The following is a 13,381-nucleotide window of genomic DNA, read 5'->3' on the forward strand; positions in this document are numbered from 1 at the left end:
ACACTTTTCATTTTTTGCTCCCACTTAATGGCAGGTAGTATGTCGCCATATTAACTAAATAAATGATTTAAAAACTCCAATAGTTCCGTTTGGCTTAAACAGAATAGTATAGTTGTTTTCTGTTTTAATCCCGTCCCATTTTCTTGCATACCATTTGATTGCATCTTTAAAAGTTTGCTCAGTTATTTCTAAATGATTAGCGCATTCCCAAACCGATACACATCCAGTTTCAAAACAATTAATAATATCAAAAGGAGTGACAAGGATAGTCGCTCCGACATCTCTAGCTTTACGTTCTTGCTTGCGCTTCTCATTTGTATCTTGCTTAGTAATATCACATACCCCTGTTAAATAATGCCCTATTTCTTCTGCTACAGTACAGTTTCTTTGAGGATAAGATTGATTAGGATTGTAGTACACTTTTTTACCGACGATAAATCCTTTTTGCTTTTTCGGCATTTCTGGATCTTCGATATATGTAAGCTGAGAATACTCAGCCATTAATTTTTCGTCTATTTGCATTAAAACACCTACTTTTTAGGAAGTGGATTATTTTTTCTATATTCGATGTAGCGTAGTATATCCTCCATATCTTGCTCGCTAACATCATCATCGATATGCGCGGCCACTAATAAATTTGGATCGTCTTGCGATTCATCGATACCAAGAAGGTAATCGGTAGTCACCCCAAATATCTTCGCAATTTTTACTAAAGTATCTTTGTCTGGACTACGAGTGTCATTCTCATAACCCGAGATAGATGCCTTTGTTACATTAAGTTTTTCTCCTAATTGACTCTGAGTTAAACTGCGTTTATTTCTAAGGCTTTTTAATCGTTCTCCAAAAGTCATGTTTACACCTCGTTTCCTAAATATATTTTATCGTTTACATATAGTAAACTCAACTGTTATAAATAAAATCAACAAATTGTTGATTAATTAGTTGACAGTTTACAATACGTGTACTATACTGAGTTTACAGTTAGTTGACAGAGAGGAGAGAAACTAAATGATTGAACAATTAAAACAAATTCGAGAAATGAACCAATTAACTGCTCAAGATGTTGCTGAAAAAGTAGGTATTACAAAAGGCTATTATTCTATGATTGAAAACGGAAAACGAGGCCTTAGTTATCCAATCGCAGTCAAAATTGCTGAAGTATTTGATATGAAACCTGATGATATTTTTTTTACTCACGAGTTTACAAATGAGAAACATTTTGGCAAGGAGGCTGCAAAATGACACGACAAGAGAAAATTCAAATCATATTAGATGCACGGCCTCGATTAGTTCATATTATCAAATGTGCTAATGACGAACAGCTAGATCGTTTAATTCAAGAAGTCCAAAAAGACTTGCAACGCGAATTAGATGAAGCGTCATTTGCTTAATAACAGTTTATGGCAGTTTAACGGTGATGAAAATTGACAATTAAATACAAAAGGAGTGATGATTATGCCTTTATCACAAATGGAACAGAAAATAGCGACAATATTTAGAAGCGAAGTAGACCGCCAGGAAATAAATCAACGAGCCATGGCGATTGATTTGCACGATTCGCCGCAAAACGTTTCACATAAGTTAAATGGAAGAAGGCGCTTAGGTTTAGATGGCGTGGTCAACATGGCAGAGTACATCCAAGCCCCAGAATTAGATTTTGAGGTAGCTGCTGCAATGTTCCATACACCGAAGCCATTGAACCGAAAGCGGAGAGATGGGCATCCATTGTCGAAAATGGTCGGACAAGATAAAGAAGAAATAGAGCGTATAGAGATTGAAAAGAAGTTTGAAATCTGGGATTTGCTTAGTATACCAGCCGAAGAAATAACTTTTGAAGAAAAAGAAGAAATTGAGCAGTGGTTAATAGAACTTAAAGATGAAATATCTTCTGAAATTGCTGTATTTATCGCTGTCTGTAATCGATACAGCTTTAACAGTCGCAAAGTAATCGAGTTGGCTGAAAAGAGAGAAAGGAATGATTGAGAATGGCACTTGTATACACGTTGCCCGAATTAGCTGCCGAATATAAGACTTCAAAAGATAAAATCTACATTTTAGAAGAACTTGGCGAGATAAAAAGTATTAGCTTTAGTTCAAAAAAAGTGGTGAGCGTTTTTGAAGCCGAACGATTTTTAAAAGAAAATGCCGGACGAGATTTTGATCAGACCATTAAAGAAGCGAAGAAACGCAAGGAATTGGAGAAATTAAACACTAATGTCATCAGAATGAAGGAGGCATAGCATGAAACAACTAAACGCAATCATATTCTTCTTGATGCCGATAATTATGCTGGTAATCGCATATATCGATATAAGATTTCTATTCATACCAGCGGTCACGTATTACCTTTGGTTTTTTAGTGAGTATGACGACTTAGTTTACAGTAGAAGACATAAAAAAATAGGTTACCGCCCAACCGTCGAAAGTAAGCGATAACCTGCATGCAATTGATATTCGTGAAAAATATCTTTGCCCTATTTTAACATGAAAGGGAGTGTAAGAACAATGTTTGATTATGACAAAGCAATGTCTGATCCAGACAATTGCATTTTTACTAATGTAAATCATTCTTGGTTACCAGATGAAGCTGAAAGAGAGGACGAAGAGAATGACGAATGAAATAGTCGTACCAGAAATTAAGTTTGAAGTGGCTTATGAGCCAAGCATCATCGAAATTAAGAATGAAGAATACTTGAAACAACTTGTTGATGAGATTGTAGAAAAATATAGTGTTTTAGTTTTTACGGAAGATAACATTTCCGAAGCCAAAAAAACACGTAGTGAATTAAATAATTATCGAAAGTTGTTAGACGACCAGCGCAAGGCAATAAAAAAAGAATACAACGAACCTTTAAAAGCTTTTGAAGAAAAAATTAAAGGCTATGTAAAACAAATTGACAGTGTCAACGATGAGATTAAAGATCGCATTGCTGATTACGACTTCAAACAAATGCAGATACGTAAACAAAAGGGGGTCAGAAGAATGAATGAGAAAAAGAGTAACGTAAAAAAGTTATGCAGAATTTTGTTCCTTCTCTGGCTTACCTTTTCAGGATTGGTGTTAGCACCTAACTCTGTAGTAGCAGCTACAGATACGATGACCAATAAAACGACACTTGTAATATCTGATAAGAGCCAGCATACATCTAATGGTGATAATACTTTAGCTAATGGAAATTCCAGAAAACTTTATCCCAAGACAAATGAAATCCAATCTTTTGCATTTTCATTTTTAGGAACGCTATTGCTCGCAATCTTGTTTCTTCTATGTAAAAGAAGGAGGGAAAAAGATGCGTAAAATGAAGAAAATCATCCCTATTGCTATGATTGGACTGTCCTTATTTCTTTTTCCGTTAGATGTTTTAGCAGCAGAAGGAAAGACAAGCCGGTATAACGGTAAAGCTGAAGAACACCCAACCGGTAAATATTAGTAAAGTGCACATGATTGGGAAGATATATAAAGAGGAAGATCAAAAAAATCCGGTTATTTCTAGAGAAATTAAAGATGGTGGCATAGCACCTTCCTCTTCGTTTACGATTAATTTTTTTAACGGTACTGTTGGTGCGACTAAGCCACTTGATGCCGGTAAATATCTGTTGAAGTTAGATTTTACAGATGTTTTTAATAAACAATGGCATTTTGAACAGAAATTTGATATTTCAAAAAAGGAAGCACAAACTGTTAATACAAAAGTATTCACGGTTAAAAAAGATAATACCTTGCTTTTTATAATTATTGGAATTCTCGTAGCGTTACTCGTTATGATAATAATTTTCCTAATCATCTATTTTGTAAAAAGAAAAAGAAGAGAGCAATAGCTATTTATGAAGCGGCAGTAAATTTCAGGTGTTTTAGAGATGATCATTAGCGATTGTTAAATGAATAAGGTGGTTTTTTAATATGGAAGTAATAAAGATAGTCAACGATAGATTTCACCGAGGGGTAAGAAGGTATACTAGCGATTTTTTTAATTGCGGGGATCGATTAATCTACAAAGTAGGAACTACAACCAGACTTGTAGAAGTAAGGATGATAGATGGTCCGAATAATCGGGGGATGTCTAAGTTAGATTGTGTGATTCTTGGAAAATATTTTGGCAAAGTGAAAGTATCGCGACTCATGGCGATAAAAATAGTCTAAATATCAAGGGGGATACCAAAAAGTATTATCCCTATTATTGAAGGAGTAATTTTGCTAGTTTTTTTTATTACCAATGAACAATGGTATTTTTTGTTTTGCTCGCAATTGTTTTATCGCACTTTTATTTAGTGGAAGAAGTAGCGGTCTTATTTTACTTTGTAAGAAATTGGTAAGTTATCTTCTTACCAATTTCTTACGTTGCTTGCTTTAAATAATATCTTTGGTATGGTGGATAAATAAAGAGCGTTACTTTATTTATGATTAGAGGAGGGGATAGTCTTGCAAGCTGAATATTCGACGGTAGGCTATTGCCGTCATAATAGAATAATCATAAATTAAGGAGCAAGCAAAATGTATATTATTTACGGTAACCAAAGAAAAATTAGTCATGTTTGGAATCATATAAAAAAACAACATACAGGTGAAAAAATCGCAGTCGTAGGATTTCCTAAAAAACTGCCAGAAAACTATTTGCGGAATAAGCAAGTGACGTTTTATGAAAGTCTGACGATTAAGAATAAATGGTTGAAACAAGCAGAAGCGTTTTTAGCAAAGTTTGAAGACCAGTATGATGGCGTGATTTTTTATGTTGATTGTTCAAAAAAAGAGGCAGAACAACTAAAAAAAATTGCAGCAAAATATCGCAGCTTAGTTACTGTCACTGTAGCAAGTGACACCGCTATAACAATCGAAGATTACCCTTTAAAGCAGGTGGCTTAAATGTGGCGTCCAGTCATTTCAGAAAAGGTTGTTAAGAGTGGTGTTTTAACGAGTGGTTTACGCTTAATGCAAAATTCGCATTGGCGTGTGAATAAAAATCAGCAAGAAATAATGAAATTGGGCGCTCAAATTTCTCATATCATGGCGATGCATATGGTTTCAGACGAATTAATTGTAGGTATTCCTATCAATCGCCAAGAAGTTAAATTGATTGAGGTTCCCCGTCAAAAAGAAGAACAAGGTTTCCATGTTTTAAGACAAATCAGTGAATCAATCGATGGTTATTTTATCCGAATAGAAAAAATTGCGTAGCAAAAAAGTTAAGCAAACTTCATTCCGTTATCAGTAAAAGAGCGATATTTTCGGAAAAATATTGTCCTTATTCTTGAAGAGTTGTTTTGCGAAACGGGTCTGCTAGAAAGGCCTCATACTCGGAGTGAACTCTCTACGATAAGATGGAATCTTGATAAATTGCCTTTAAAATTTTTTGAAATTTCGACTTAAGATAAAAGAAAGTTAGTTCGTAAAATTAGACATATAGGCCTGATATAAAACGATTTGTCCCTCCTTATAGTTAGAAAAAAACTGGTATTGATGTCTTGCTGACGTTGATACCAGTTTTTTTGCATAATTTGTATACAAGATGATAGAAGTATATTTTTGAAAATTGATATGATTTTGAGAAACAATTTCTATTAGGTTGCATTTGTGGTCAAAATAGAGCTTTTTTTCTTTTTTTATAAGCGAATTAAGTTGAAATAATCAAAGGTTCAGATTTGCACATGCTTGCATTATTCTTTACTCTAATAATAAGAATAACTGTTATAGCGAGGTATATGCTGGATTAGAAACTATAGGCTTTTTTACTAAGGAGGACGGATATGAAAAAAATCGCGATTATTGGGGCGGGGCCATTTGGTTTGATTGCCTTGTCAAAGCTTATAAAGAGAGCCGTGGAAAGTAAAGAAGCATTTGAAATTTTTATTTTTGATCCGTATGGGCCAGGAGGAAATGTCTGGCGTAGTGATCAAAGTAAAGCTGTTATCATGAACACCGTGTTGCAACATGTAACGTTATTTTCTGAAGATGAAGGTCCTAATCTAGGGGAATGGAGTCAAAGGGAGGCCGCCGCTTTTTTAGCTACGTTAGATCGAACAGAGCAAGAAAAATTTATGTCAGAAACCAGATTAGCTAAAAACGACTATTGTTCTCGCCGCTATTACGGTATTTATCAACGGTGGTTTTATGCAGAAATTTTAAAGAAAACCACAAAAAAAATACAAGTACACTTGGTTAAAGAAAAAATTACGGATTTAACGTTAAAAAAAGAAAAAATCAGTCTAATTGGCTCAAAAGAATATCTCGTTTCTGATGTGATTTTGGCAACGGGACATTCACAAAATGAAGCCAGTGAAGAAGAGTGCGAAAATCAGAATTTTGCCCAAAAAAATAACTTGTTTTATCAAAGACCGGGAAATCCAGCCAATACACCATTAAAAAAATTAGTTAATGGACCAATTATTATTCGAGGGTTGGGTTTGAGTTTTTATGACTATCTGCCGTTACTAATTGACAAGTGGGGCGGGAAATTTATCGAAAAGGAGGGGAATTTGCGTTACCAGCCTTCAGGTAAAGAAGCAAAAATAATTGTTGGCTCAGGTCGCGGTTTGCCTTATCATGCGCGTCCTATTAATCAAAAAGAACCTGGCGAAGACGCTAAGCCTGAGATTTTGACGCCGCATTTTATGTCTCAATTTCAAGGATCAGTAAAAGAATTAGTCACATTAGTAAAAAAAGAAGCCGAATTAGTCTATTATCAAAAGATTTTAAAGGATGTTAAATTTGATTTGACTAACTTTCTAACAGAATATCGTTGTAAAGATGCTGCTGCCGTTTTAAAAAAATATCGTGTACCCAAAGAACTACAATTAAATTGGGAGCAGTTATTACAGCCGGCAGGAAATATTTCACCAGAACATTTCCCTAGTTTTGTTCTTGGATATTTAAAAGCAGATATAAAATCAGCTGAATTAGGCAACAAAACAGGAGCTATTGCCTCGGCGATTGATACATTTAAAGAACTGCAGGCACCTTTTGATTATATGTTAGATCATGAAAAATTTTCTGAAAGAGAGTACTATGAAGATTTCTGGGGAGATTTCAATCGTAGCTATAGCTTTCTAGCTATCGGTGCACCTGTTGTACGACAAAAACAATTAGCGGCGTTAGTAGAAGCGGAAATTGTCGAATTTCTAGCTCCAGAGATGACGGTAACAAAACAAAACGGGCAATTTGTTGCCTACAGTAAGCAAGATGAAAAGCGAAGATTTAATGGAAAAAATTTGATTGAGGCGCGTTTACCGCAACCAAGTTTTGCAACGACAAAGAATCCTTTATTAAAGAATATGAGAGAAAAAGGTTATCTAGCCCCACATAAGGTAACTTTTGACGCTAAAAGCCATGCAACAGGGGCAATCTTGGTTAGTCGCAAAACACACCAAATCATTGATAACAATGGGCAAATTCAACCGCATCTTTTTTGTTACGGCATTCCGCTGGAAGGATTAGATTGGCTCAACGCTGCCTCACCGCGGCCCAAAAGTGATGATCGCGTTTTTTATTTGGCTGATCAAATAATTGAAACAATTTTTGCAAAGAAGCGCTAAGACGCTTCTTTTTTATCAGGCAAGTGATCAGCCAAATTTGGCTTTTCTTACTAGAAACTAAATATGTTTCGGCGGGTAGAGACTTTTTTCAAATTCAATCACGATTTGAGGTTTGCCTAAGACACTATATTTTTTTACAACAAATTGTTTACGAGCGTTATAATGACCAACAACGCTGATTGTACTATTAACAGCAACGTCAGCTAAAAAATTCAATGCGTGAGTAGCGATTAAACAGTGATGTTCATTCAATTGAAAGTAAACTAGGGGATGATCAGACATTTTCAATACTTTGATTTGAGAAATAGTACCCTTTAAATTAATCATCATTATTCCTCCAATGCAGACCATTTGGCAACAGTTGTAAAGGTGACACTGCGGATTTCGTCGTAATCAATTTTTTGATTGGCAATATAAATCCCTAATTCATCATAGCCTTGTATTTTCCCAACAATATCTGGGAAATAGTGGCCTTCAGCATCTACTTCTTCTTTTTGAAGTGCAATACTGCGCTCTTTTAAGCGCGCTTCACATAAAACTTGTGCGATAGCTTCTTTATCCATTATCGGTTTGGCGGGCCAAAGAAAAGCTTGCGCAGCTTTGGTTTCAGCCATTTGACGCGTATGTTCAGATAAGTAAAAGCCATTCCACTTTAATAATTTGCGATCTTGATAAGAAGGTGGGATACGCATAAAATCACTTCCAACTTTTTGATACTCTTATTATACGAACGTATGTTTGTTTTGTAAAGAGAGAAGTAAAAAAATCTGCTAAAATGGACAATAGCCCTCTCTATTACTAGAGAAGGCTATCTAACTAATCAATATTATTATTTAAGGTTGGATCAAGACTATTACTAAAATTCATGTTATTTCTCGTTTAAACGATGTATTCCCTAACCTCTAATACATCCATGTAACTCCTAAGTTACGCCAGTTTGATTAAATTCAACGAAATAAATCAATCTATCGCATAACAATATTTTTCGCGTAGGAATAAGTATAGCACAATTTCTATCTTAAAATGATTGGACAAAGGAACTTATGAAAAAGTTAAGAACTTTTAAAAGCTTGAAAAAATTAAATCATTGGCACCGGTAAAGTTTAAAATATAAAGAAACAAAACGATGGCATTAATCAAAAAAGAGAAGATGATAAGGGCATACCGAATTGTTAAATAAGAATAACCGGCTGGCCGATAATTACTATAACGTTTACCGTGATAGGCAATCATTAAGATCAGTAGTAAAATCGTCATAATTCCTTGAAAGATTAGGCCTAAAAAACGTAATGTACGCGAATCATTATTCAACTGCAAAAAATACGCTCCCAAGGTCAAGACATCAATTAAAATCGCAATAAATGGCATAAATTTGCTCCTTGTCAATTTTTGAGTAATAAAAATGCGGAGTAAGGGATTTGAACCCTCACGCCTATTATAGGCATATGCGCCTGAAGCATACGTGTCTGCCGTTCCACCAACTCCGCCAAAAAAGTATCATGCTTTATTTTATGCCAATGAAATTTTTATTTCAAGAAAAAGGGCTGGTGACAAGCATTTGACGAAAATGAAAAAGTAGGCGATCTGAGCGTATTTCTACTTGTTTTCAAGAAGGCCATTTGCTAGGGTATAAAGGTAGATTAAATTTACAGAAAAGAAGGAAAAAAATGGATACTGTTTTAATATTAGGTGGTCTATTGGGGATAATTATTGGAATTGTTACCTTAATTCAAGCTACGACCAAACATCGCAAGAAAAAGCCAAGCTTCATTTTGGTGGCCGCATCAATTGCAGCCGTATTATCTGGCAGTGGGTTATTAAACACTGAAAATCTTCAATCAATAGCACCCAAAGATAACCCAAATACTACGGCGGCCAGCACTACTTTGCAATCTGGAGCTTCAGAAGAGAAAAGCAGTAGTAATCATAGAGAAGATGAGGGAGCAACAGAAGAAAAAAGCGCAAGCCCCTTGCAAAGTGACGCTAAACTGACAGCTTTAAAACAAGAACTAGCCCAATTAAATTATGCAGGAAAACAAACGATTGAAATTAATCAAGGAAAGCCAACTTTTTCAAAAGCCGAATTAGCTACGACAAGTGGGGCATGGGAAAAGTATTATCCCCTAGATGCACTAAATCGGGCCACAGGTGCGGAGGCATTATTGAATCAAAGTTTAATGCCCAAAGAAAAACGCGGCAGTATTTCAAGTGTTACCCCGACTGGCTGGCGCAATAAAAAAATTGGTGGTAGCTATTTGTATAATCGCTCCCATTTAATTGGCTTTGCATTAGCAGGTGAAAATGCCAATTGGCAAAATTTAATTACCGGCACACGCCAGTTGAATAACCCTGAAATGTTACGTTTTGAAATGGATATCAAGTATTATTTAGAGCAAGATAAAAATCATTTTGTTCGTTATGAAGTTACACCAATCTTTCGCAATGATGAACTTTTGGCGCGGGGTGTCCATTTGATGGCACAGTCTGTAAATAGTGAAGCAATTAAATTTAATGTTTATATTTTCAATGTTCAAGATAATGTGAAATTGAATTATGCTGATGGCACAAGTCAAATATTGAAAAGCGGAAATTCTGCTGAAAAATAAGCAGCAATAGATGAAAAAAACACCCAACTAACTAGTTGGGTGTTTTTGGTCAATTGTCAAGAAAGTATAAAACTTTCACACAAACAAGTTCGAAATATTTTGGCTTATTGCGCAAAAGCTAAAAGACTTTGTTTTGCTTTTGTTAACTTAAAGCGAGTAGATTGATGGTTTTTTGATAGTGATTTAATTGTTTATCGACTTTGTCCAAACGTCTTGTGATACGTTGTAACAATTCTTTGGGCGCATGAATTTTTTCCTGTGCTCTTTTAGCTAGGAGTAAAATACACCGTTCTTTGTCCAAGCGGTTTTGCGTGTGATACAACGTAGCCAAACGTTCGCTGTATTCATAACGTTGATAATGGGTCCCTTCACAAAGGTAGATTAGTAAATCTTCGGCTTGATCATACTGTTTTAAGTAAAAATAATTTAACGCTTCGCGATAAAGTTTTAATTCAAAGTCTTCTTTAGTCGCGTCAAGAGGATGATTTTCCAGCCATTCTTTCACGGAGACTTTCCGTAAGATCTGTCCGTTTTTGTCTTTGACGATAATTACTGGTTGCTGTTTTAGTTGGCTTTTTTCAATTGGCATATTTCCACCTCCTCATACTTCATTGATAACAAAAGTATTATAAAGGGAAATGATTAAAAAAAGCGACGGAAATCTTTAAAAAGATTGTCATAATTAAAACTTTAAATATTTCTTAAACGAAAGAAATCAACTAAACGAGAAACACCCAAGACAACTAACAGGCCGCCAAAAATTTGGAAAACTAATAAAACACTACGGAAAGGATTAAATAGGAGTAACGCACCGGCTACAATCATTAAGATACTAAAGACAAACCAACCCGTACGTGCTGTGCCGTCTTTTTTTAATTGCAATTCCTGTAACAACTGGGTAATTCCACTAATTAAAATGAATAAGCCCAGGAAAAAGGGAATAATAGACACAATTCCTTTTGCAAAAATCAAAATCAGCAAAGCTGCGGCTAAAAGTAAAATTCCAGTTGTTAATTGGGAACCAGAATAGCCACGCTTTTGTGCTCGGTAATGGTTCACTAAGTTAATAATTCCCATAACAAAAAAGAAAGCAGCAAAAATATAAACAATCATATTGAAGAAAGGTTCAGGTTTAATTAAAATCAAGATTCCCAAAATACCGTAGGCGACGCCACTTAATAATAAATTTTCACGAAATGTTTTAAAAAAATTATCCATAATCAAAACTCCTCTATTTTTCTATTCTCTTCTTTATTGTAACGAAATTTGAGGAATAAAGAAAATACTTGGTTCGCTTTTGCAACGGTAAAAGACACTACCAATTTGGCTGATAGCGTTTTTATGGTAAGATGAAGAAAAGGAGGGGGAAAAGTATTTGTCGACATTTACCATTTTGCTGTTAATTTTTGTACTGGTGCTTTTTGCCTATTTATTCTTGATCGAAAAAGAAATTATTTTCAAGTCTCGCCGTAAGTCCACCAGTTTTTATTTGATTTTAGCTTTAGGAGTGGGAACAATTGTGCTGGTTGGTTTAAACCCTACAACCTTAGACGAGAACGTCCGGGGTATTTTGGCAGGGTTGATTATCTTAAGCTTTTTAATTGATGCCAAAGGTTTTGCGGAAAATCATATTAGTATTAATGCAATGGATAAAAAAGGAATTCCCTATGCTGAGGTAGATCGTATTGTTTTATTAAAAACCAAGAATCAAGTGAAGGTGAATTTTTTTCGCCGGGGCATGCGCGGACCGCTATTTGTTTTGAATGAACCGCTAGAAGAAATTGTGGCGTTTTTGGCAACACATTTAAAAGAGGGAACACCGATTGATATTTTATTAGATGAAAAAAAATAGGCTAGCGCCAAACAACAGTTTAGCAGCTAGTCTATTTTTGTGTTCAAATTATTTAAAAGTTAAGAAACGTTCGTCGTCACTTAAGAATTCTTTTTCGCCAGCTTCAGCTTCTTTTGAACCGAATACTAATTGTGAACGCAATTGCCAGTTTTCAGGAATATTCCATTCTTTTGCAACAGCGGCATCAATAACTGGATTGTAATGTTGTAGGTTAGCACCAAGTCCAGCTTCTTCTAAAGCAGTCCAAGTATTTGCTGTTGCAATACCATTTGATTGTTCTGCCCAATCAGGGAAGTTATCAGCATATAAAGCAAATTGTTCTTGTAAAGTTTTCACTGTATCTGTGTTTTTAAAGAATAAAACTGTACCAAAACCAGCTTTGAAACCAGCTAATTTTGCTTGGGTATTAGGGAATGCTTCTGGAGGAGTTAAAGGTTTTAATGCTTCTTCTGTCATTTCCCATAATTTTTCATGTGCTTGGCCAAATAAGATGACAACACGTGGAGATTGCGCGTTAAATGCTGTTGGGCTATATTTAACAGCTTCTTTAATCAGGCTTTCAATTTCAGTTTCCTTAAGATTAACGTTGCGTCCTAATGCGTAGATTGAACGACGGTTTTTGATTGCTTCTAAAAAGTTTGACATGTAAATAACCACCTTTGTTTAATTAAGTAACATCGTCAGTATACATACTTACAATTAGTTAGTAAACTAATATGCTCATTTAAATTTTTCTTATTACTAGTCGCAAACTTTGGTGAAAAAAAGACTCTATGGTACTATTAATGTATGAAACTTTGAGGAAGAAGGATAAAACGCTTGAAAGATAAAAATTATGAATGGCTTAAATCGGCACTTTTTCTAATCGGCTTAGTTGTAGTATTAGTAGCAGTGCGTCTATTTATTTTCACCCCGGTAGTCGTTAAAGGCGATTCTATGGATCCCACCTTACAAGATGGTGAAAGAGTGATTGCCTTATTGAATACAAAAGTAAAACGCTTTGATATTGTAACTTTTCCGGCCCCAGATGAACCTGATAAATATTATATTAAGCGCGTGATTGGACTGCCAGGAGATACGGTCAGTTATCAAAATGACCAATTGCTGATTAATGGCAAAAAGGTGGCGGAACCTTATTTAAATGAATATAAAAAAGATTTAACCGATGGTATGCCGTTAACTTTAAGTCCAAATCAAGAAGCAAGTTTTAAATTTGAAAAAGTGCCCGCCGGCAAAATTTTAGTTTTAGGGGATAACAGGCGCATTTCAAAAGATACGCGCTCGATTGGCTTTATCGATGAAAAGACAGTTTCTGGTGATGTGAAATTTGTTTTTTGGCCTTTAAAAGAAATTGGTTTTATTAATAAATAAGTAAAAGTTTAAGAATGAAAATAAA

The 13,381-nt window shown here is 35.0% G+C and carries 21 protein-coding genes and 1 tRNA gene; 13 read left to right on the forward strand and 9 right to left on the reverse strand.

What is annotated here, in order from left to right:
• Window positions 1–54: 54 nt before the first annotated feature.
• Window positions 55–522: an ImmA/IrrE family metallo-endopeptidase gene (locus P3T75_RS06050; protein ID WP_282462473.1), complete on the reverse strand. Its 468-nt coding sequence runs from the start codon at window positions 520–522 to the stop codon at window positions 55–57.
• Window positions 523–530: 8 nt separating this feature from the next.
• A complete protein-coding gene (locus tag P3T75_RS06055) occupies window positions 531–851 on the reverse strand; it encodes a helix-turn-helix domain-containing protein (protein ID WP_282462474.1) in 321 nt (106 codons plus the stop codon).
• A gap of 157 nt (window positions 852–1,008) precedes the next feature.
• Between P3T75_RS06055 and P3T75_RS06060 the strand changes: the two genes are divergently transcribed.
• The 10 genes from P3T75_RS06060 (at window position 1,009) to P3T75_RS06105 (ending at window position 7,527) form a co-directional block, all read left to right on the forward strand.
• On the forward strand, window positions 1,009–1,242 hold the full coding sequence (locus P3T75_RS06060) for a helix-turn-helix transcriptional regulator (RefSeq protein ID WP_282462475.1): 234 nt from the start codon (window positions 1,009–1,011) through the stop codon (window positions 1,240–1,242).
• Window positions 1,239–1,391 (forward strand): hypothetical protein, encoded by a 153-nt coding sequence (locus P3T75_RS06065; RefSeq protein ID WP_282462476.1) that lies wholly within the window; start codon window positions 1,239–1,241, stop codon window positions 1,389–1,391. Before P3T75_RS06060 ends, P3T75_RS06065 begins: the two co-directional genes overlap by 4 nt.
• A gap of 64 nt (window positions 1,392–1,455) precedes the next feature.
• Window positions 1,456–1,983: a hypothetical protein gene (locus P3T75_RS06070; protein ID WP_282462477.1), complete on the forward strand. Its 528-nt coding sequence runs from the start codon at window positions 1,456–1,458 to the stop codon at window positions 1,981–1,983.
• A gap of 2 nt (window positions 1,984–1,985) precedes the next feature.
• Entirely contained in the window at window positions 1,986–2,240 is a 255-nt protein-coding gene (locus tag P3T75_RS06075) for a hypothetical protein (protein ID WP_282462478.1), read from the forward strand.
• A 368-nt stretch (window positions 2,241–2,608) separates the two neighbouring features.
• Window positions 2,609–3,298, forward strand: a complete 690-nt coding sequence (locus tag P3T75_RS06080; protein WP_282462479.1) for a DUF1351 domain-containing protein — start codon at window positions 2,609–2,611, stop codon at window positions 3,296–3,298.
• A complete protein-coding gene (locus P3T75_RS06085) occupies window positions 3,291–3,431 on the forward strand; it encodes a hypothetical protein (protein WP_282462480.1) in 141 nt (46 codons plus the stop codon). The genes P3T75_RS06080 and P3T75_RS06085 overlap by 8 nt, the downstream gene beginning before the upstream one ends.
• A complete protein-coding gene (locus P3T75_RS06090; protein WP_282462571.1) occupies window positions 3,427–3,819 on the forward strand; it encodes a WxL protein host-binding domain-containing protein in 393 nt (130 codons plus the stop codon). Before P3T75_RS06085 ends, P3T75_RS06090 begins: the two co-directional genes overlap by 5 nt.
• Before the next feature lie 673 nt (window positions 3,820–4,492).
• Complete coding sequence (locus P3T75_RS06095; RefSeq protein ID WP_206902679.1) at window positions 4,493–4,861, forward strand: hypothetical protein; 369 nt, start codon at window positions 4,493–4,495, stop codon at window positions 4,859–4,861.
• On the forward strand, window positions 4,862–5,173 hold the full coding sequence (locus P3T75_RS06100; RefSeq protein ID WP_206902680.1) for a hypothetical protein: 312 nt from the start codon (window positions 4,862–4,864) through the stop codon (window positions 5,171–5,173).
• 569 nt (window positions 5,174–5,742) lie between these two features.
• Complete coding sequence (locus P3T75_RS06105) at window positions 5,743–7,527, forward strand: FAD/NAD(P)-binding protein (RefSeq protein WP_282462481.1); 1,785 nt, start codon at window positions 5,743–5,745, stop codon at window positions 7,525–7,527.
• A 57-nt stretch (window positions 7,528–7,584) separates the two neighbouring features.
• Here the strand turns inward: P3T75_RS06105 and P3T75_RS06110 are convergent, their stop codons facing one another.
• From P3T75_RS06110 to P3T75_RS06125, 4 genes are all read right to left on the reverse strand, one after another.
• A complete protein-coding gene (locus P3T75_RS06110; RefSeq protein WP_206902682.1) occupies window positions 7,585–7,854 on the reverse strand; it encodes a hypothetical protein in 270 nt (89 codons plus the stop codon).
• 2 nt (window positions 7,855–7,856) lie between these two features.
• The gene (locus P3T75_RS06115) at window positions 7,857–8,219 is read right to left on the reverse strand and encodes a hypothetical protein (protein WP_282462482.1); all 363 of its coding nucleotides are present in this window, start codon (window positions 8,217–8,219) and stop codon (window positions 7,857–7,859) included.
• Between the two features lie 370 nt (window positions 8,220–8,589).
• Window positions 8,590–8,895, reverse strand: a complete 306-nt coding sequence (locus tag P3T75_RS06120; RefSeq protein ID WP_230710707.1) for a hypothetical protein — start codon at window positions 8,893–8,895, stop codon at window positions 8,590–8,592.
• A gap of 35 nt (window positions 8,896–8,930) precedes the next feature.
• Window positions 8,931–9,014: transfer RNA gene (locus P3T75_RS06125), tRNA-Leu, on the reverse strand.
• A gap of 180 nt (window positions 9,015–9,194) precedes the next feature.
• On the opposite strand from P3T75_RS06125, the gene P3T75_RS06130 reads away from it, so the two are divergent.
• Complete coding sequence (locus tag P3T75_RS06130; protein ID WP_407649834.1) at window positions 9,195–10,133, forward strand: DNA/RNA non-specific endonuclease; 939 nt, start codon at window positions 9,195–9,197, stop codon at window positions 10,131–10,133.
• A 142-nt stretch (window positions 10,134–10,275) separates the two neighbouring features.
• Here P3T75_RS06130 and P3T75_RS06135 read toward each other — a convergent pair whose 3' ends face one another.
• Together P3T75_RS06135 and P3T75_RS06140 are read right to left on the reverse strand one after the other, a co-directional pair.
• Window positions 10,276–10,722: a hypothetical protein gene (locus P3T75_RS06135; RefSeq protein WP_282462483.1), complete on the reverse strand. Its 447-nt coding sequence runs from the start codon at window positions 10,720–10,722 to the stop codon at window positions 10,276–10,278.
• 101 nt (window positions 10,723–10,823) lie between these two features.
• Window positions 10,824–11,351 carry an HdeD family acid-resistance protein gene (locus P3T75_RS06140; protein ID WP_230710709.1) on the reverse strand — a complete coding sequence of 176 codons (528 nt, stop codon included), beginning with the start codon at window positions 11,349–11,351 and terminating at the stop codon, window positions 10,824–10,826.
• A 157-nt stretch (window positions 11,352–11,508) separates the two neighbouring features.
• Between P3T75_RS06140 and P3T75_RS06145 the strand changes: the two genes are divergently transcribed.
• On the forward strand, window positions 11,509–11,985 hold the full coding sequence (locus P3T75_RS06145) for a hypothetical protein (protein WP_230710711.1): 477 nt from the start codon (window positions 11,509–11,511) through the stop codon (window positions 11,983–11,985).
• Window positions 11,986–12,033: 48 nt separating this feature from the next.
• On the opposite strand, the gene P3T75_RS06150 is transcribed toward P3T75_RS06145, so the two are convergent.
• A complete protein-coding gene (locus P3T75_RS06150) occupies window positions 12,034–12,630 on the reverse strand; it encodes a nitroreductase family protein (RefSeq protein WP_206902689.1) in 597 nt (198 codons plus the stop codon).
• A gap of 174 nt (window positions 12,631–12,804) precedes the next feature.
• Between P3T75_RS06150 and lepB the strand changes: the two genes are divergently transcribed.
• Window positions 12,805–13,356 (forward strand): signal peptidase I, encoded by a 552-nt coding sequence (gene lepB, locus P3T75_RS06155; RefSeq protein ID WP_206902690.1) that lies wholly within the window; start codon window positions 12,805–12,807, stop codon window positions 13,354–13,356.
• Window positions 13,357–13,381: the final 25 nt, after the last annotated feature.

The organism is Enterococcus montenegrensis (assembly GCF_029983095.1).
Lineage (GTDB): Bacteria > Bacillota > Bacilli > Lactobacillales > Enterococcaceae > Enterococcus_C > Enterococcus_C montenegrensis.